This window comes from Paenarthrobacter sp. YJN-D (assembly GCF_015040335.1).
Taxonomy (GTDB): Bacteria; Actinomycetota; Actinomycetes; order Actinomycetales; family Micrococcaceae; genus Arthrobacter; species Arthrobacter nicotinovorans.
Genome location: NZ_CP053549.1, coordinates 4187359 through 4205206 on the forward strand (window position 1 = coordinate 4187359; position 17848 = coordinate 4205206).

Below are 17848 nucleotides of genomic sequence, written 5' to 3' on the forward strand. Positions count from 1 at the left end.
AGCGGTCAATGCATCGCGAACCCCACCGGGCCTGATGCCGCCGCGCACCCCTGGTATCCCTCGGGCAGCGGCCGGCAGCATATTGCGAAAGGTGCCGCCCATGCGTGCAATTCCCGTTCCCCCTTCCCGCTTGCTCGAGCAGGAACTCATGGCCCGTCTTGCGCGCCTGGACCTGGAAGCCAAGGTCCGGCTGCTGTCGGGCAAGGACCACTGGAGCACCTACGCCGATGAATCGATCGGGCTGCGCTCCCTTGTTCTCTCCGACGGAACCGTGGGAATCCGCGGCGTGCGGTGGACCGAGGCGGACACCTCCATCAATATCCCTTCGGCGACGGCGCTGGCAGCAACGTTCGACGCTCGCGTGGCGGCCGCCATGGGTGGCGTCATCGGCGCGGAAGCCAGGCGCAAGGGCGTGGATGTCGTCCTTGGCCCGGTGGTCAATCTTCAACGCACCCCCTACGGCGGCCGCCACTTCGAAGCCTTCAGCGAGGACCCATACCTCACGGCCATCATGGGGGCGGCCATGGTGCGGGGAATCCAAGCCGAGGGCCCGGCCACCACAGCCAAACACTTCATCGCGAACGAGGCCGAAACGGACAGGCTGAATTCGAACTCGGTGGTCCCAGAGAATGTATTGCGGGAGGCCTACTTGGCCCCGTTCGAAGCAATCGTCAAAGCCGGTGGCCTCGGCATCATGTCCTCCTACAATCGGGTCAACGGCACCCCGGCCGTTGAGTCGGACCTCGTGAGGGAGATTCTGGAGCGCGAATGGGGATTCGACGGTTTGGTGGTTTCCGACTGGGGAGCCATCCGGACCGTGGAGTCGACCGCGCTGGGTGGTACCGACCTGGCGATGCCCGGCCCCAGGACCATGTGGGCCGCGGGCCTCGTGGATGCAGTCCGCCAAGGACGCGTCCCGGAGGCGGCCGTCGACAACAAGGTGCTCCGGCTGCTGCGGCTGGCGGCCCGGCTCGGAGCCCTCGACGGCATTGAGCCACTGGTGGACCGGGATGCCCTCCCCACGCCGCCGTCCGCGGAATCGTCCGGGATACGCCGGCTTCTGCGGGACACCGGGGCCAAGGGCATGGTGCTGTTGCGCAATGAGGACCGGGCCTTGCCGTTGACGACGGCGGCACGGAAGATCGCCGTCGTCGGTCCTGCCGCTGTGGTGCCGAGAACCAACGGCGGCGGCAGCGCGGCGGTCATCGCTCCCCCGACCGTGCCGCCCCTGGAGGCGCTGTGCGCGGCCATGCCGGACACCCTGTTCCATTACAGCGAGGGGGTCCGCCCCACCACGCTGGTGAAGACCCTTTCCGCAGCGAACGGCTCCGCGCCGGGAGGCCAGGGCGTGGTCCTCATTGAATTCCTGGACCAGGAAGGCCGCACGCTGGGCAGCGAAACACGCGACCGCTGCGACACACTGACGTACGGGATGGGCTACCCCGACGGCGTTCCGGAGGACGAGGTCAAGGCCATCCGGGCAAGCACCCTCCTCACCGCCGACACCCCGGGCGAGTACGTGTTCTCCGCGGCGGGCGTGGGCCACGCGCAGGTGACCGTGGACGGCGTCGCCCGGTTCGATGGGGAGCTCATCCCCATTAATGGCGACGCCGTGGTGGGCATGTCCCTGCCGCCGCAAGCGCTGATTGACTTCGCCATGGCACCGGGACAGGTGGTGGGGGTGGTCTTCACCTACACGCCGGCGCAGCGGACCGTGGCCTCCCTCCGTTTGGGCTTTGATTCAGCAGCACCCGACGCCGACCTGCTGATCGCGGAGGCGGTGGAGTCGGCCCGCGATGCGGACTGCGTCATCGTCTTTGCCGGCACGGGTTCGGAAGACGAAGCTGAAGGTTTCGACCGGACCACGCTCGCTCTGCCGGGGCGCCAGGACGAACTGGTGGCAGCGGTGGCGGCCGTGAGCGCGAAGACCATCGTGGTGGTCAATTCCGGGGCGCCCGTGCTCATGCCCTGGCGTGACCAGGTGGATGCCATCCTCCTGACGTGGTTCGGCGGCCAGGAAATGGGCTGGGCTGTGGCGGACGTTCTCACCGGAGAGGCAGAGCCCGGTGGCAGGCTGCCCGTCACCTTCCCGTCCCGTGAGGAAGGTCTGCCTTCGCCGCAGCCGCAGAATGGCGACGTGGTCTATCGCGAAGGGCTCGCCATCGGCTACCGCGCCGGGGCGGAAACCGCACCCGCTTACGCCTTCGGGCACGGACTGGGCTACGGAAGCTGGAGCCTGTCACAGCTGGAGGCCATGGCACAGGAGGAGGGTATGGCTGTGACCGTCCGTCTCAGGAACCATTCCGCCCGGGCGTCCCGCGAAGTGGTTCAGCTCTACCTCTCCCGGGGGCAGAGCCGGGTGGAAAGGCCCGCCCTGTGGTTCGCGGGGGCAGCCGTTTCCGAGCTGCCGGCAGGAGCGGAAGACACGGTTTCCGTGACGATTCCCCGGCGTTTGTTCGAGCACTGGGACACCGCGGCCGGCTCCTGGTCCCTGGAGCCCGGGATCTTCCACCTCCGCGCAGGGACATCCAGTGCGGACTTACCTTTGATGACGGACATCCGGGTGGACTTGGCCGGGGCGGATGCGTTGCGTTTAGGCTGAACGTGGCACCAACTCCCTACCGAGGATGACGGAGAAAACCATGACTGAAGCAAACACGACTGCACGCGCAGAACAACTGAAGGCCCTGCATGAAGCGCCGGAAATCCTGAGTGTCGTCAATGTTTGGGATGCGGTCAGTGCCACCACGGTGGCAGCCCTCCCCCAGACAAAAGCCATCGCCACCGCCGGGCACTCCATCGCCGCGGCTTTTGGCTACAAGGACGGAACCATGCCCTTGGACGTGGCGCTCAGCGGAGTGGAGAGGATCGTCAAGGCTGTGGACGTCCCCGTCACTGCAGATCTCGACGACGGATATGAGGATCCTGCCGAAACCATCCGGCGCGCTATTGGCATCGGAGTCGTGGGCGCCAACGTTGAGGACCGCCTGCGGCCGTTCGACGAAGCGGTTGCCCGCGTCAAGGCGATCATCGATGCCGCCAACGCCGAGGGTATTCCGTTCCAGCTGAACGCCCGCACGGACGCGATCGTCCGTGGTGGTGACCGTCCGATCAAGGACAGCATCGAGGACGCGATCGCCAGGGGTCGGGCCTTCCTCGACGCCGGTGCAGCGCTGGTTTTCGTGCCGGGCGCGCTGAACCGTGACCTCATCGAACCGCTTGTTGAGGGCCTCGGCCACGGCAAGCTCTCCGTGATCGGCGCCCCCGGAGCGTTGCCTGCTGCCGAGCTCCAGGAACTCGGCGTAGCCCGGGTGTCCTACGGTCCGTTCACCCAGCGGGTGGCCCTCCGCGCTCTTCAGGATCTGGCCTCTGACCTGTACGGCTCCGGCGTCATCCCAACGGACACCCCGGCGCTGAACTAGGCCTAAGCCGTCCCGGCCCGCTCTGAGCGAGCGGGCCGGGACCGGCCTTGGCCAGCGTTTCCCGGCACCTCTTTCAGTGCTTGCTGCGTGGTCCTAAAATTACTGTGCAATGCGGGCAACAGAGACCGAGCAGAAGGGGCGCGGTTGCCATGGCCAAAAGTCCATTCCACCACGGTAAACCGGATCAAAACAGTGACGGCAAGGTGCACAGGACCCGCTTCGGCGAGTGGCTGCAGCGCGAGGACTCAGGCGTGGAGGGAACCGGCAGCAGTATTTTCATACGGCGCCACGATGATCACCAGCCACCTGAACGCACGTGCATCCAAGGGCACGAGATAGCGTCTGGGGAAACGCACTGCTCCCAAGGACACCCAGTAGGTTGACGCTCCAGGCCGTAACCGGTTACGAAGTCGACCGAGTATCAAAAGCCGCCGCAGATTCCCGCAGGAGCCGGGCCACCGTGTCCAAGGGAAGGCTTGTCGGCCTTCGCCTGTCGAACCGACGCAGCGCGATGTGCCTCGTCCCCAAACCCGGCACATCCAGGATGTCCACCTGGTCCTGGACCACTCCTGTCAACGCCAGGGTGGGCACGATCGCAACACCTTCCCCGGCCGCCACCAGCGCCAAGGCAGTCAGTGTGTCCTGGTACTGGTGAATCGTCTCGATGTGGGCACCCGTCGAATGGCGCAGGCGGCCAAGCACGGCAATGTTGGCTGCGGACGGCTCTACGCCCAGCCACGGCAGGGGCAGACGGCTCAGGTCAAGATTGTCCGTGCTGAGCAGTGATCCCGCCGGCACCACCAGCTTCCACGGCTCATCCAGCAGTGGTTCTTCCACCATCCCGGCTGCCAGGGGACGTTGATCCGAGGTCGTCGAATCCTGCTCAACCACCACGGCGTCCAACTGGCGTTGTCGGAAAAGGCGCATAAGCGCCGGGAAGCCATCCTCCACCAGCTGGATCTGTAGTTGCGGGTACTGGACGCGCCACTCCGGAAGGCGCGGAATGACCACCGTGCGCATGAAGCTGGTGAACCCACCTACCCGCACAACTCCCGCGACCTCCGCTTCTCCCTGCATCCGCGAGCGCGCCACGTTCAACGCCCGCTCTATTTCCTCCCCGGCCTCCGCCATGGCCAGTCCGGCCGGTGTCAGCACTGAACCTTTGGGGGTTCGGAGGAGCAGGGCCTGGCCTGCTTCGTTCTCCAATTTGGTGAGTTGCTGGGACACCGCGGACGGCGTGATCCGCAGTTCGTCGGCAGCGGCGAGGACCCCTCCGGTACGGGCGACGGCGAGGAGGACGAGCAGGCGTCGGGGGTCCATTTCCATGTTCAGAGATTCTAAATACGGGCTTCAGAATAATGCAATTGAACTAAAGGCAGCTATCCCTCAAAATTTAGTTCAAGGCCGCTCTTCGCTCTGAAGGGCCGGTCTCTGCATTCGGCAGAAAAACCCCTGAAACCATTCGTCGCCCGGCCACTTCCGGCTGCCTGGACATGAGAGGACCCCCGATGGAACTGCTGTGGGAAATTACCGGTTGGGCCGGTGCGGCGGCGATGCTCTGTGCCTACATGACAGTGTCCATGGGATGGATCAAGCCGGGCAGTACCTTCCAGGCCGTGAACCTGTTTGGCTCCTGCGCGTTCATCATCAACGGCACTCTCCACCAAGCGTGGCCCTCGGTGGTGACCAACGTGGCATGGTTCCTCATCTCAGCGGTGGCGCTGCTGCGGATGCGCTCCCGGACGGAGGCTGCAGTTGCCGAGCCCGAACCGATGACCGCCCCTGCCCTCGCCCCCATGGACCCAGCCGGCTGGGACACAGGCGGCTGGGACACAGGCGCCCGGGACAGCATCACGGACACAGCCGCACAGATGGTCATCCCGCGCCCCAGCCGGGCCGTAAACTGCGCGTAATCCGCGTATCCCTGGGCTGCACATCACACAAGGTAACCTCCCGTCGTCGTCGTAAGCGGCAACGCTTAGGGTGGGCAATAAGCGCCGACCGACAGAGAAGGAAGCCATGCCCACCCCAGACCGTCCGCTGCGCAAGCTTGGATTCCTCACCATCGGCCTGTTCGATCCCGCGGATCCGGCTGCGGGGCACCGCTCCACCCTGGAGATCATCGAACTCGGCGAGCGCTTGGGATTCGACAGTGCCTGGTTGCGCCACCGGCACCTGCAGTACGGAATTTCGTCGCCGGTTGCGGTGATGGCAGCGGCCAGCCAACGGACCTCGAAGATCGAGCTGGGCACCGCGGTGACACCGCTGGGTTGGGAGAATCCGCTTCGCCTGGCCGAGGACCTGGCCACAGTGGACCTACTCAGCGGAGGCCGCATCAATCCGGGGGTCAGCGTCGGCGTACCGATGCACTACGACACCGTCAAGCACGAGCTCTACCCGGATTCCGCGGACACCGAAGATTTCAGCTACGCCCGCGTGGACCGGTTTGCCCGGCTGGTCGCCGGCGGGAAGGTGCGGGAGTTTTCCGGCAAGCAGGGCGTGGTGGAGGAGTTCTCAAACCGCGTGGAACCCCATTCCGCCGGGCTGCGTGAACGGATTTGGTATGGAGCAGCGAGCCTGAAGTCGGCAACGTGGGCCGGGGAGAACGGCTTCAACCTGCTTACCAGCAGCGTGGTGTTCCCGGGCCAGGATGAAGAGCCGGATTTTGCTGCAGTACAGCAACGGCAGATCCGCGCTTTCCGTGGCGCGGCTGAAGCAGGCGGCAGCAGCACCGCCCGCGTCTCGCAAGGACTGGTGGTGATCCCCACGGATTCCGCTTCCAGTGCCCAGCGGGAGAAGTACCAGCGCTATGTCGATGAGCGGACTCCGCGCACCAGCGCGCCCCAAGGCCCGCAGCGCATGATGTTCGCGCGGGACCTCATCGGCAGCAGCGATCAGATTGCCGAACAGTTGTACGCGCACCAGGGCTTCCAGGAAGTGGACGAGGTAGCGTTCGCGTTGCCGTTCAGCTTTGAGCACGAGGACTACGTGCAGATCCTCACCGATATCGCGGGCACGTTGGGGCCGGCGCTGGGGTGGGCGCCGACGGAATAGCCTCAGTCCACGAATTCGGACTGGGTCTCGATGAAGTCCCAGTCGGCCGTGGTCAGCACACCGCTGACTTTGTCCGGATGGGGACCGCCGGCCTCGGCGATATGTTGCAGGACCTGCAGAGGGAGTTCTTCCACGCGCAGGTTCTCGCGCAGCCATTCCTTGCTGTCCATGTGCAGATCAAGCCACCACATGTAGATTTCCACCGCGGGACCACCTTCCGTCGGTTTAACGGTAGGCCTGGTCGGTTGCCGCTTCAAGGCCTGAACCCCTTGCGGGGTGGCCGTCGTAGGGCCAATCTGTACGTAGGAACCACAAGGGACCCGCGATGGACTGTGACATCGAGCTGGAAATCGACGCTGGCTCTGCACGCGGTGAATATACGGTGCACGTGGTCCGTGCGCCGGCGGGAGGGCATGCGTCCGGAGCCTTCACCTTGGATGTAGATGGCATCCAGGACCGGCTTCCGCAGCTTGAGGCCACCGTCCTGGCTTCCGCGGTCGCCGCCCGGCGGACGTTGCCTATCGCCGAGGTGGCTGTCCGGGAAGTGGGGCAGGAACTCTTTCAAGCACTCTTTACCCGTGAGGTGTACGGCACTTACCGGGCAAGCCTTGGGGCAACACAGCATTCGGGCCAGCAACTTCGCGTAGTGCTTCGGCTCGCGGCTCCGGAGTTGGCCATGATGCCATGGGAGACCCTCTTCGATCCCGGGACAGAGACCTACCTTTGCCAGACAGAGCCGCTCATCCGGCACATCCCGGCCCCCGATTACAACCAGAACCCGCTGGACGTCGCACCTCCGCTGAGGATTCTGGGCATCGTCGCATCGCCGCGCGACCTGCCTGCCCTTGACGTCGAGACGGAGAAGGACCACTTGGGCCGGGCTTTGGCCGGCCCCATGAGCGAGGGCCGCGTGGAACTGGTGTGGTCCAAAACCGGGACCTGGGATGACGTCCAGTCGATGCTCCTCGCCGGCCCATGGCATGTGGTCCATTTTGTCGGGCATGGCGACTACGACCCCCGCACGGACGAGGGCCGGATCGCCCTGGTGGGCCAGGACGGACGTGCAGCCATGGTCCGCGCCGTCCGCTTGATGGCCCTGCTCAGCGTGGCCTCCCCCAGGCCACGGCTGGTGGTGCTCAATTCGTGTTCTTCCGGTGAGATGGGCCAGACCGACCTCTTCTCCGGGACGGCTGCCGCGCTGGTCAGGAGCGGAATAGGCGCTGTGGCGGCCATGCAGTTCGCCATCAGCGACGCCGCCGCGATCGCCTTCGCCCACGGCTTCTACGCCGCAATCGCCAACGGCCGCACGGTGGACGAAGCCGCCCGCGTTGGCCGCATCTCGGTCATGGCCAGCCCCGACGGCACGTTGGAATGGGTCACGCCGGCCCTCTACGTCCGGGGCGGCTCCACGCAGCTCTTCACGCTGACGGGGCCGCCGCGCGCACCGGCTTACAGTGAAAGCACGACGGCGGCCGCCGCGTCGGGCGGTCAGGCTGCGGTGCCGCCCCCTGCTGTTGCGAACACCGAACAAGCCCACACCGATCAGGCGATGAAGCGGGCCCAGCTGAGGGCGTTGTACGTGCAGGCAACCGCGGAATTGCGTGCCCGGCGATTCGAGCAGGCCGTCGAGTTGTTTGAGGACCTACTCACTCTGGAACCCGGTTATAGGGACGCTGCAACGCAAAGGGATGCGGCCCGCAGACGGCTGGAGCTGGCACGTATCTACCGCGAGGCGCTCCAGGCGGAGGAATCCGGCGATTGGTTGGCCGCTGCGGACGGCTTCGCCTTGGTCCTGGACGACCCCGAGTATCCCCAGGCCGCAGCGCGCAAACAGGACTGCGAGCGAAAGCAACGCGTCTCCGACCTAGAGGGGGAACTGCGGTACCACTCCTCCCAGGGCTCCTGGCAGGCAGTGCTCGACGTTTCCAGTGAATTGGCTTCAGTGGACCCCTCGGCGGCGGATCCCGGCGGGCTCGCCACGGCAGCGCGTGCCGAAATCGAGAAGGCCAAGCCAAAGCAAACCCCTTCCGCGGAGGAGTCCCAAACTGATATGGCCGGCACCCGGGGTTCGTACACCACCGTGTATCAGCCCCCGCCCCAACCGCGCGCTGCGCCGCTGACCGGTGTGCCGGCGTCGAATATTGCAGCTGCCCAAGCCGGGCAAAGCCCGGTGGCATCACAGCCGGGCGCGTCCGCGCCATTGAATGCGGTTCCCCTTGCCTGGGGCGGTGCCGTCCTGGCGGTGGCCGGCGGGCTTGGGGTGTGCTTTGCCGTCTACTTCCTGTGGTTCGATGACAACTATTGGTACGAGAGCGGCGGCGACGCATCCCTGAGGATCCTCTACGGTTTGGTGGCTCCCCTGGGATACCTGCTGCTGGCCGTCGCCGGCCTTCCGGATCGGACCATCATCGGACGCCTGGTGATGGCCGGAGTTGTTGTCTCAGGTGCGGTCTTTGGACTTTCGGGACTGAATTACAGCGTGGAACTGACAGCTGTGGTGTTCAGCTTCGTGCATGCAGGTTTTGGGTTGTGCGCGAGCATCCTGGCCATGCGTTCCAGGCAATCCAGGCTTATGGGCTGGCTGCTGCTCTGGCCCACACTGTCCGTGCCGCTGGTCTGGGTCCAGGACAAGGGAGTGTTCCTTGAATCCTGGTACCGGACACACGCCTACTTTGCCTTGATACAGCTTTTTGTGGTTTGCGCGGCCGGCATGGCTTTCCTGGTGGCCTCCCGCCGCCTGCGTGCGCGGTCAACGGAAAGGACTGAAAAATGACGCACCTGGTGGAGTTCGCAACGGATGACGGCGGCACCGTGATCGTGGAGGTGGCGAGCACTGCCGGCAGCCTGGTGACACGGGGTGGTGAGCACACGGCTGATCACTCGGGGGTCTTCGCGCGTGCCCAGCAGACGTTCCAACGGGCCCTCGAGCATGTCCGTCCCGCGGTCCAAGGCGTCATTGACGAGTTGCTCAGCCTCGAAAACCGCCCCGATGAGCTGAGTGTGGAGTTCGGGATAGACCTTCATGCGGAGGCGGGCGCCTTTATCGCATCGGCCAGCACGGCATCCAACTTCAAGGTGCGGCTGACGTGGAACAAGCCTGTTCAACAGCACGGCGCGGCGCAACAATAAGGGTATGGCTGAGGAAAGTTTCAGCGGGCCCATTCCCCTCGTGGTGGGCGTCCTTCCCGACCAGCACGTGGAGGTGCTGCAAACGGCCCGGAACCTGGCCGAGCAGCTCGGCGTGCCGCTGGTGTGCGCCTACGTGGACGAGGCCAGCTACCTCGTGGAGTGGGATCCCTCCCGCGAAACCCACAGGATGTCGCTGCACCCGGAAAAGGACGACGCCGAGGTGGATGCGGTCCGGGGGGACCTCGGCAAGATGATCGGGGAAGCCATGGATGGCGGCAGCGCCGACTGGACCCTGCGGCTGCTAGCCGGCGATCCCGCCCGGGCCCTGGGGCGGCTGGCGGCGGACATCAACGCGTCCATGATCATTGTGGGCTCGCCGGAACCTGGTTTGGGGCACCGGATTTCCGAGGCCCTCAACGGTTCCGTGGCGGCCTGGCTCAGCCATCACCAGCGCCGGCCGGTGCTGATTGTGCCCCAGAAAAAGCGCCATGACGGGGACCGGAGAAACTAAAGCGAAAGTACTTATTCGAGGTGGTGGCATTGGGGTCCCATGGCACGTAGAGTGATGAGTGCAGGAAGCGAAAGCGCCTGCTCAAAGACCGCTCCGGAGTGCGTATCCCCCAATAACGCACTCCGGAGCTCTTTGCTTTAACGGCAGCGCGATGCGGCCACTACATCCTTAAAGCACAACGGCCCCGGCATGCCTTTTGACAGGCATGCCGGGGCCGATCCGGTTTCACATTGGCTCGTGACGGTAGAAGCTCACGACGCCGGAACCCACCGTGGGTGCCGGCGGTTCACCTCACGAAGGTGTACAGCAGGGCCGCCATTCCGAAGCCCACAATGGACAGCACGGTTTCCAGCACGGTCCAGGTCTTCAGGGTGTCCTTGACGGACATGTTGAAGTACTTGGAGATGATCCAGAATCCGCCGTCGTTGACGTGGCTGGCGATGATGGAGCCGGAGGAAATGGCCACCACGATCAGGGCGAGCTGCGGCTGGGAGTACCCGGTGGCCAGGCTCGGTGCCAGGATGCCGCCGGTGGTCACGATTGCCACGGTGGCCGAGCCTTGGGCGATGCGCATGCCCGCACTGATGACGAACGCGGACAGGATGATCGGCAGGCCGGCCTGGGACAGCGAGTCCGCAACAGCCTTACCAACACCCGTGGCGGACAGGACTGCTCCGAAGAACGCGCCGGCACCGACCACGAGGAGAATCATGCCCACGGGCCGCAGCGAAGATCCCGTGATTTCACTGAGCTCGGCGGAGGTCATGCCGCGGCGGATGCCCAGCAGCCACATGGCCAGCAGCACGGCCACGGTCAATGCGATGGCCGGGTTGCCGAAGAACTGGAGGACGTCCCGGAAAGCACCGGGAGGAGCGAAGATGTTGCCGAACGTGCCGCCAAGGATGAGGATCATGGGCAGGCCGATGGCCAGCAGCACCAAGCCGATGGACGGTTCGTGGCCCCGGGCTCCCTCGGCCTCGGGAACGATCCGGTCTTCCGGAACGGACACCATCACGCGCTTGCCGATGTACGTACCCCACAGGATGCCGGAAGCGAACCAGGCGGGGATGCCGCAGATGAGGCCCATGAGGATGATCCAGCCAAGGTCAACGTGGAAGAGGCCGGCAGCGGCAACAGGGCCGGGGTGCGGAGGCAGGAAGGCGTGGGTTACGGACAGGCCTGCCAGCAGCGGCAGTGCGTACAGTGCCAGGGACTTGCCGCCGCGGATGGCGGCAACATAGACCAGCGGCGCCAGGACGAAGATGCCGATATCGAAGAACACCGGAATACCCAGTACGAAGCCGGTGATGCCCATGGCAAGCGGGGTGCCCTTTTCACCGAAGATCTTCACGAGCCTGCCGAGCAGCACTTCCGCGCCGCCGGACCGTTCCAGGATGGCGCCCAGCACGGTACCGAGGCCGATGATCACGGTGATGTGGCCCAGGATGCCGGCGAAGCCCTTTTCGATGAGGGCGTCGCTGCTCTTGGTGGCCGAACCCACCAGGGCTTCCACGGAAATCCCGCCGACCAGGGCCACGATCACACCCGTCCCCACCAGGGCGATGAACGGTTCGAGCTTGACCTTGATGATCAGGAACAGCAGCAACGCGATGCCCGCGCCTGCCAGGAGGAGCAGGCCGGCGGTGTCGTGCCGCAGCCATTCAAGAAATTCATTCATGGGCGTTTCTTTCTGGGTGAGTCCTACTTGAGGGTGCTGGTGAAGGCTGCGGCACGTGCCGCGATGTCTGCCCAATCGCCGGCAGCGACTGCTGCGGGCGGGACCACGCTGGTGCCACAGCAGACTGCGGCAGCACCGGCGTCGAGATAGCTCTTGGCGTTGGAGGCGTCGATGCCTCCCGAAGGCAGCAAGCGGATGCCCGGGTACGGGCCCTGCAGGTCCTTCAGGTACGCCGGACCGAGCTGGCGGGCGGGGAAAATCTTGACTGCGGCCGAACCCAGGTCCAGGGCTTGCGCCACCTCTGTGGGGGTCATGGCGCCGAGGCTGAACGGGATTCCCGCGGCCGCAGCAACGGCGGCGACCTCCGGCCTGAGCCCGGGCGTCACCAGGAACTTCGCCCCGGCGTCGATCGCTGCGCGGGCTTGGTCACCGGTCATGACGGTGCCGATTCCGACGGCGGCACCGTGGTCCGCTGCCGTCTCGGCCGCGCGCTTGACGTGCTTGAGCGCATCCGGCGTGGTGAACGTCAGCTCGACGCTGCGGATGCCGCCGCTGGCCAAGGCACGGCAGAGGTCGGCCGCGTCCGTAATGGAGGGCGCCCGGACCACAGCGAGCGTGCGGTCCGTTTCGAGCTGCTGGAGGAATTCTTCGGGGGTCATGAGGTGCTGCTTCCTACTCGGGTGAGGCCGTCGCTGTGTCTGCGGAGGGCGCGGCCGGCGCGTGCGCCGGTGGGTTTGCCGCCGCCGATCGCTGCCGTGCCGTTGACGAACACGTAGTGGATGCCGTCGGCGGCCTGGCGTGGATTCTCGAACGTGGCGGTATCGCTGATGGTTGCGGGGTCGAAGAGTACGACGTCGGCTGCGTAACCTTCGCGGACCAGTCCCCTGCCGCTGAGCTTGAGGCGGGCGGCGGGCCGGCCCGTGAGGTGGTGGACTGTTTCTTCGAGGCTGAGCAGGCCGAGGTCGCGGGAGTAATGGCCGAGGTAGCGCGGGAACGTGCCCCAGGCGCGGGGGTGTGGTTTGGCGCCGACCAGGAGTCCGTCACTGCCGCCGGTGTGCGTGCGGTGCTTCATGATGGCCTGGACGTTTTCCTCGTGACCGACGTGTTGCAGGATGCCGGTGCCGAGGCGGTCTTCGGTGAGGATGCGCACGAACACGTCGAAGGGATCCTGCCGGGCTTCGGCCGCGATGTCCTTGATGGTCTTTCCCACGAGTTCTGCGAGCGCCGGGTTCTGCACTCCGCTGATTTCCAGGGTGTCCCACTCGGCAACGACGCCGTGGCACCCGTCGGAGCCGTAGATCTCCACGGCTTCACGGATGCGCGCGCGGGTGTCCGGGTCCGCCAGCCGGGCCAGGGTGGCCTCGGTGCCGCCGGATGAGGCCCAACTCGGCAGGATCGCGGAGAGCGTGGTGGCGCCGGGGAGGTAGGGGTAGGTGTCCAGGGTGATGTCCACGCCTTGGTCCAGGGCTTGGTCGATCAAGTCCAGGAGTTCCCCGGCGCGGCCCTTGTTTTCGGCGAAGTTCATGGTGGCGTGGGAAAGGTGGAGGGCGCAGCCGGTATCGCGGCTGAGGGAGATCATCTCGGCGTAGGCTCCCAGGGCGCCCTTGCCGTAGGAGCGGTGGTGCGGTGCGTAGAAGCCGCCCAGCTCACCCACCGTGCGGAGGAGCCCGGCAAGTTCCTCGGTCTGCGCGTACATACCGGGCGTGTAGGTCAGCCCGGAGCTCATGCCGAGGGCGCCTTCTTCCATCGCCGCGCGGATGACGTCCTGCATGTGCTGCTGTTGCCCGGGCGTGGGGTCTCCTTCAGCGAAACCCATCACCATGGCCCGGACGGTCCCTTGGGGTACCAGGTAGGCGGCGTTGGTGGCGATGCGGCCGCCCTCTTCTACGCTGTCGAGGCGGTCGAGGTACTCGCCCACGGTCCGCCAGTTCCAGTCGAAGCCGGCCGGGTTGTCGTTCCAGCCCGCAATTTTCTCCCGGACACCGGCCAGTGTGGCGTCGTCCACGGGCGCATAGGACAGTCCGTCCTGGCCCAACAGTTCCGTGGTGACGCCTTGGCTGAGCTTGGCGTAGTGGTCCCGGTTGACCAACAACTGGAGGTCGGAATGCGCGTGCATGTCGATGAAACCGGGACTCAGGACCAGGCCGGTGGCATCGATGACACGCTCGGCGCCCGCGTCCGCTGGGGTGAGGCTACCGGCGTCGACGACGGCGGCAATCAACGCGCCGTCCAGCAGGACGTCCGCTTGGCGGCGGTCCGCTCCGGTTCCGTCCACCAGGGTGGCATTGCTGATGAGGGTCTTCATGGCGGGTCCTAGAAGAAGGTGTGGATGAGGTCGACGACGGTCTGGTCGCCGCCCGGCGTGGAATCCGCGAGCACCGGGATGACCGTCCATTTGTCGAAGGCGGTGCACGGATGGGACAGGCCCAGCCGGACGACGTCGCCGGGGCGGACGGTGGTGGTGTCGGGGTTGAAGGTCAGGAAGCTGTGCTGGTCGTTGACCGAGGTGATTTCGGCTCCGACCAGGGGCTCCATGGCTCCGCCGAGGGTTGAGCCGATGAACTGCGGCTCGGGCAGGCCTTCGTCGAACGGAACGTCCCGCTTGCCGGCGTCGAGGAGTGCAAGGCCCGGTTCCGGTTGCGACACAACCCGTGCCCAGCCGTACATTCCGGGGCTGAAGGGTTGGTTGCCCGCCCGGGAGAACGGCGAGATTCCGCGGTAGAAACCGTCGTCGTGGATGATGTAGGCGCCGCTGCGGATCATGAGATCCACTTTCAAGGAATGAGACACAGTCGGGGCCGCCTCCGCTGTGGTGCTGATGCAGGGGGACAGCACAGTGACGACGTCGTCGAAGTACGCGCTGCCACCGGCCGTGATGATGACGGAGCCGGAACCGTACAACCCGGCGGCGAGCAGCTCCTCGTGAAGCAGCCGCATCTTGGCGAGGTACCCGCGGACTGCGGCCAGTCCGGCGTCGTCCGCTGTGTGCGCGAGCGAGCCTTCGTACCCGGCGACGCCCACAAGGCGAAGGTGCTCCGCGGCATCAACGGCCCGGGCAACCTCAAGCGCGGCATCCACACCGCGGGCCCCGGTCCGCCCACCGTGTGCGCCCAGCTCAACCAGGACATCCAGAACAGAGTCGGTATCGGCCAAGGTGCGTTCGATCAGCGCGACCGTGTCCACGGAATCAACCCAGGACAGGATGGTGGAGTCCTGCTCCGCCACCCACTGGATGGCGTGGGGATCCGTGAGGCTGTTGGCGAGCTGCAGGTTGCGGACGCCGAACCCGCGGGCCACCCGCAGCTGCGCGAAGTTGGCCAGCGTGATGCCCCAGGCTCCCCGGTTGAGCTGCTCGGTCCAGAGCTGCGGGGACATGGTGGTTTTGCCGTGGGGAGCGAGCAGCACGCCCTTGTCTGCACACCACTTCGCCAGGTGGTCGGCGTTGCCCTGGAGTGCCTGGGCGTCGAGGCTGAGCAGCGGGGTCTGCAGCGCGGCCAGAGTTGGCTTGGCCGCAAGGAACTCAGCGTGCGTGATCCCGTTGGCGGCGGCGGGGATGGCCTTGTGGCGCCAGTCGAGCCGGCGCTCGGCCAAGGATGCCACGGCGGTTGCCGAGATGGCTTCGGAAGTGTCCACGCGTTGATTCCCTTCGCGGTGCTGCGGCGTTGAAGCTGCGTTTTGGGTTGATTCTCTTGAGTTGCGTATTTTGCAACGCTGGTTGCAAACCTGCTGGTGATATGTCTAACATGGTGGCGGATAGAGAGTCAAGGCCGCTGCGAAGCGCGCGAACCTATGGGAGAACGAGTGCTTTCAGCTGTATGTGTCGGCGAAACCATGGCCATGCTTACCCCTGTCCAAGCCGTCCCCCTGCACCTGGCAACGGAGCTGCACTGCGGGATCGGCGGCGCCGAATCCAACGTCGCCATGGGCCTGGCAGCCATGGGACTGGACACCCACTGGGTCAGCCGGGTGGGCCACGACGGCTTCGGCACGCGTATCCTCCACGATCTCCGGAACCACGGAGTGGGCGTCTCAGGCGTCGAAGTCGACTCCCAGCGTCCCACCGGCCTTTACGTGAAGGTCCCGGCCCAGGATTCAGACCCCGACGGCGGCAGCTCAGTCCTCTACTACCGGCAAGGATCCGCGGCATCGGCCATGGGACGGGACACACTCGCCAATCCCGCGGTGTCCTCCCTGCTGGAAAACGCTGCCCTGATCCACTTGAGCGGAATCACCGCCGCCCTCTCCCCCGAGTGCTTGTCCCTCCTCGAAGCAATCCTCACCGCGCCCCGCAACGGCCGGACCATCAGCTTCGACGTCAACTGGCGCGAAGCCTTGTGGGCAGGCCAAGACCGTTCCGTCCTGCAGCGCCTGGCGAACCTGGCCGACGTCGTGCTTGTCGGAAAAGACGAAGCCGAGCACGCCTTCGGAACCACTGATGAAGCCGAACTCCGCCGCCTGATGCCCGACCCCAAGGTCCTGGTCATCAAGAACGAGGCCATCAGCGCCATCTCTTTGGACCGGAGCGGCACCCGGGAAGAGGTGCCCGCACTGTCGGTCGCCGTCGTCGAACCTGTTGGCGCCGGTGACTCGTTCGCCGCCGGGTACCTCAGCGGCATGTTGTTCGGACTCGGCCAGAAAGAGAGCCTCCGCCGGGGCCATGTCGCCGCTGCCTGCACGCTGACGGTCCACGGCGACCGAGGCCCGCTGCCGTCCGCGGAGGACCTCGCGGCCATCCTCGATTCTTCGGATGGGGCCTGGGCTGCTATCCATGTTGAAGACGGACAATTCAACACCGGAACCGGAGCGTGACACCTTGAGCCAAAGCCTCATGCGGGCCATCGACCTGCTCGGCCAACTCGCCGCGAAGCCAGCCACCCTGGATGAACTCTCATCCAAGGCATCCGTACACAAGACCACCGTGATGCGGCTCCTCCACGCCCTCGAAGAAAAACGGCTGGTAGTGCGGGACGAGGACCAACGGTTCATGCTCGGCTCCAAGCTGTTCGAACTGTCCTCGCTGGCGCTGGAACAGCGGGACATCCGCAAAGTGGCCCACCCCCATCTGGCCGAACTCAACGGCAAGACCGGGCACACCGTGCACCTTGCCGCCTTCGAAGGAAGCGAGGTGGTGTACATCGACAAGTTCGAGTCCCACCACCCCGTCCGCATGTACTCGCGCATCGGCCTGACTGCATCGCTGCATTCGGCCGCTGTGTCCAAAGTCCTCCTCGCCGACATGCCGCGCAGCCGGCAGGAAAAGATCGCGGCGGGGCTGGACTACGTGAAAGTTACCGAGAACACCCTGACCTCGCCGGAGGCCTTGTTGGCCGAACTCGAGCAGGTCAAGGAACAGGGCTGGGCACACGACAACGCCGAGCACGAAGCGTTCGTGCACTGCATCGCGGCCCCCATCCGCGACGCCAGCGGCGCCGTTGTTGCCGCAGCCTCTTGTTCGGTACCGGTAGTGATGCTCAGCTATGAAGGCTTGCTTGAGCTGCTGCCCGACCTCAAAGCCAGCACCGAGGCCATCTCCAACGACCTCGGCTGGATCAGCCACGAAAGGAACCCAGCATGAGTGAAAAGACCGTAGTACTGACCGAAAACGCCCCCGCCCCGGCGCACGTATTCTCCCAGGGCATCAAGAAGGGCGGCATGTTCCAAGTTTCGGGCCAGGGCCCCATGGACCCCGCCACCAACCAGTACATCGGCGAGGGCGACGTCCGCGTCCAGACCCGCCGCACCCTGGAGAACGTCAAGGCCATCCTGGAAGCCGGCGGATCCTCCGTCGAAGACGTCCTCATGTTCCGCGTCTACCTCACCACCCGCGGCGACTTCGCCGCCATGAACGAGGTCTACGGCGAGTTCATCCGCGAGAACGTCCCCAGCGGCCAGCTGCCCAGCCGCACCACCGTGTTCGTGGACCTGCCGCACGAGGTCATGCTGGTGGAGATCGACGCCTTGGCAGTCACCGCGTAACGCTCGCGCACATCCCTCAAGCTTGAGGCCAACGCTCCCGCACATCCCTCAAGCTTGAGGCCAACGCTCGCGCACAGG

Annotated in this window: 16 protein-coding genes; 10 read left to right on the forward strand and 6 right to left on the reverse strand. The window is 65.6% G+C overall.

Annotated features, from left to right (window positions below):
• Nucleotides 1-100 precede the first annotated feature (100 nt).
• Both HMI60_RS19485 and HMI60_RS19490 read left to right on the forward strand, forming a co-directional pair.
• Nucleotides 101-2602 carry a glycoside hydrolase family 3 C-terminal domain-containing protein gene (locus tag HMI60_RS19485; RefSeq protein WP_193590251.1) on the forward strand — a complete coding sequence of 834 codons (2502 nt, stop codon included), beginning with the start codon at nt 101-103 and terminating at the stop codon, nt 2600-2602.
• Nucleotides 2603-2642: 40 nt separating this feature from the next.
• Complete coding sequence (locus HMI60_RS19490) at nt 2643-3422, forward strand: isocitrate lyase/phosphoenolpyruvate mutase family protein (protein WP_055974013.1); 780 nt, start codon at nt 2643-2645, stop codon at nt 3420-3422.
• Between the two features lie 402 nt (nt 3423-3824).
• On the opposite strand, the gene HMI60_RS19495 is transcribed toward HMI60_RS19490, so the two are convergent.
• On the reverse strand, nt 3825-4748 hold the full coding sequence (locus HMI60_RS19495) for a LysR family transcriptional regulator (protein WP_026267390.1): 924 nt from the start codon (nt 4746-4748) through the stop codon (nt 3825-3827).
• 182 nt (nt 4749-4930) lie between these two features.
• On the opposite strand from HMI60_RS19495, the gene HMI60_RS19500 reads away from it, so the two are divergent.
• Nucleotides 4931-5335 (forward strand): hypothetical protein, encoded by a 405-nt coding sequence (locus HMI60_RS19500; protein ID WP_110504745.1) that lies wholly within the window; start codon nt 4931-4933, stop codon nt 5333-5335.
• A gap of 106 nt (nt 5336-5441) precedes the next feature.
• Nucleotides 5442-6476, forward strand: a complete 1035-nt coding sequence (locus tag HMI60_RS19505; RefSeq protein WP_110504746.1) for an LLM class flavin-dependent oxidoreductase — start codon at nt 5442-5444, stop codon at nt 6474-6476.
• A 2-nt stretch (nt 6477-6478) separates the two neighbouring features.
• Here HMI60_RS19505 and HMI60_RS19510 read toward each other — a convergent pair whose 3' ends face one another.
• Nucleotides 6479-6679: a hypothetical protein gene (locus HMI60_RS19510; RefSeq protein ID WP_018779368.1), complete on the reverse strand. Its 201-nt coding sequence runs from the start codon at nt 6677-6679 to the stop codon at nt 6479-6481.
• A gap of 122 nt (nt 6680-6801) precedes the next feature.
• Between HMI60_RS19510 and HMI60_RS19515 the strand changes: the two genes are divergently transcribed.
• From HMI60_RS19515 to HMI60_RS19525, 3 genes are read left to right on the forward strand one after another with little or no spacing between them, the layout of a single operon-like run.
• Nucleotides 6802-9249 carry a CHAT domain-containing protein gene (locus tag HMI60_RS19515; RefSeq protein WP_193590252.1) on the forward strand — a complete coding sequence of 816 codons (2448 nt, stop codon included), beginning with the start codon at nt 6802-6804 and terminating at the stop codon, nt 9247-9249.
• The gene (locus HMI60_RS19520) at nt 9246-9605 is read left to right on the forward strand and encodes a CU044_2847 family protein (protein WP_018779370.1); all 360 of its coding nucleotides are present in this window, start codon (nt 9246-9248) and stop codon (nt 9603-9605) included. The genes HMI60_RS19515 and HMI60_RS19520 overlap by 4 nt, the downstream gene beginning before the upstream one ends.
• Nucleotides 9606-9609: 4 nt before the next feature.
• Nucleotides 9610-10116 (forward strand): universal stress protein, encoded by a 507-nt coding sequence (locus HMI60_RS19525; protein WP_018779371.1) that lies wholly within the window; start codon nt 9610-9612, stop codon nt 10114-10116.
• Between the two features lie 286 nt (nt 10117-10402).
• Here the strand turns inward: HMI60_RS19525 and HMI60_RS19530 are convergent, their stop codons facing one another.
• Genes HMI60_RS19530 through HMI60_RS19545 form a run of 4 tightly spaced genes read right to left on the reverse strand, consistent with a single transcriptional unit; the run spans nt 10403 to nt 15427 of the window.
• Nucleotides 10403-11794: a GntP family permease gene (locus HMI60_RS19530; RefSeq protein WP_018779372.1), complete on the reverse strand. Its 1392-nt coding sequence runs from the start codon at nt 11792-11794 to the stop codon at nt 10403-10405.
• 23 nt (nt 11795-11817) lie between these two features.
• On the reverse strand, nt 11818-12453 hold the full coding sequence (locus HMI60_RS19535) for a bifunctional 4-hydroxy-2-oxoglutarate aldolase/2-dehydro-3-deoxy-phosphogluconate aldolase (RefSeq protein WP_018779373.1): 636 nt from the start codon (nt 12451-12453) through the stop codon (nt 11818-11820).
• On the reverse strand, nt 12450-14099 hold the full coding sequence (locus tag HMI60_RS19540; RefSeq protein WP_110504748.1) for an amidohydrolase family protein: 1650 nt from the start codon (nt 14097-14099) through the stop codon (nt 12450-12452). Before HMI60_RS19540 ends, HMI60_RS19535 begins: the two co-directional genes overlap by 4 nt.
• An 8-nt stretch (nt 14100-14107) precedes the next feature.
• Nucleotides 14108-15427, reverse strand: a complete 1320-nt coding sequence (locus HMI60_RS19545) for an alanine racemase (protein ID WP_110504749.1) — start codon at nt 15425-15427, stop codon at nt 14108-14110.
• Nucleotides 15428-15595: 168 nt separating this feature from the next.
• Here HMI60_RS19545 and HMI60_RS19550 point away from each other — a divergent pair, with 168 nt between their 5' ends.
• From HMI60_RS19550 to HMI60_RS19560, 3 genes are read left to right on the forward strand one after another with little or no spacing between them, the layout of a single operon-like run.
• On the forward strand, nt 15596-16603 hold the full coding sequence (locus HMI60_RS19550) for a sugar kinase (protein WP_110504750.1): 1008 nt from the start codon (nt 15596-15598) through the stop codon (nt 16601-16603).
• Nucleotides 16563-17369 carry an IclR family transcriptional regulator gene (locus HMI60_RS19555; RefSeq protein ID WP_079582292.1) on the forward strand — a complete coding sequence of 269 codons (807 nt, stop codon included), beginning with the start codon at nt 16563-16565 and terminating at the stop codon, nt 17367-17369. The genes HMI60_RS19550 and HMI60_RS19555 overlap by 41 nt, the downstream gene beginning before the upstream one ends.
• Entirely contained in the window at nt 17366-17770 is a 405-nt protein-coding gene (locus tag HMI60_RS19560; RefSeq protein WP_193590253.1) for a RidA family protein, read from the forward strand. Before HMI60_RS19555 ends, HMI60_RS19560 begins: the two co-directional genes overlap by 4 nt.
• Nucleotides 17771-17848: the final 78 nt, after the last annotated feature.

Bases quoted from the DNA above. Each gene is read 5' to 3' on its own strand.
- HMI60_RS19485 (WP_193590251.1), top strand. From the start codon at position 101: ATGCGTGCAATTCCCGTTCCCCCTTCCCGCTTGCTCGAGCAGGAACTC.
- HMI60_RS19490 (WP_055974013.1), top strand. From the start codon at position 2,643: ATGACTGAAGCAAACACGACTGCACGCGCAGAACAACTGAAGGCCCTG.
- HMI60_RS19495 (WP_026267390.1), bottom strand. From the start codon at position 4,748: ATGGAAATGGACCCCCGACGCCTGCTCGTCCTCCTCGCCGTCGCCCGT.
- HMI60_RS19500 (WP_110504745.1), top strand. From the start codon at position 4,931: ATGGAACTGCTGTGGGAAATTACCGGTTGGGCCGGTGCGGCGGCGATG.
- HMI60_RS19505 (WP_110504746.1), top strand. From the start codon at position 5,442: ATGCCCACCCCAGACCGTCCGCTGCGCAAGCTTGGATTCCTCACCATC.
- HMI60_RS19515 (WP_193590252.1), top strand. From the start codon at position 6,802: ATGGACTGTGACATCGAGCTGGAAATCGACGCTGGCTCTGCACGCGGT.
- HMI60_RS19520 (WP_018779370.1), top strand. From the start codon at position 9,246: ATGACGCACCTGGTGGAGTTCGCAACGGATGACGGCGGCACCGTGATC.
- HMI60_RS19525 (WP_018779371.1), top strand. From the start codon at position 9,610: ATGGCTGAGGAAAGTTTCAGCGGGCCCATTCCCCTCGTGGTGGGCGTC.
- HMI60_RS19530 (WP_018779372.1), bottom strand. From the start codon at position 11,794: ATGAATGAATTTCTTGAATGGCTGCGGCACGACACCGCCGGCCTGCTC.
- HMI60_RS19535 (WP_018779373.1), bottom strand. From the start codon at position 12,453: ATGACCCCCGAAGAATTCCTCCAGCAGCTCGAAACGGACCGCACGCTC.
- HMI60_RS19540 (WP_110504748.1), bottom strand. From the start codon at position 14,099: ATGAAGACCCTCATCAGCAATGCCACCCTGGTGGACGGAACCGGAGCG.
- HMI60_RS19555 (WP_079582292.1), top strand. From the start codon at position 16,563: ATGTTGAAGACGGACAATTCAACACCGGAACCGGAGCGTGACACCTTG.
- HMI60_RS19560 (WP_193590253.1), top strand. From the start codon at position 17,366: ATGAGTGAAAAGACCGTAGTACTGACCGAAAACGCCCCCGCCCCGGCG.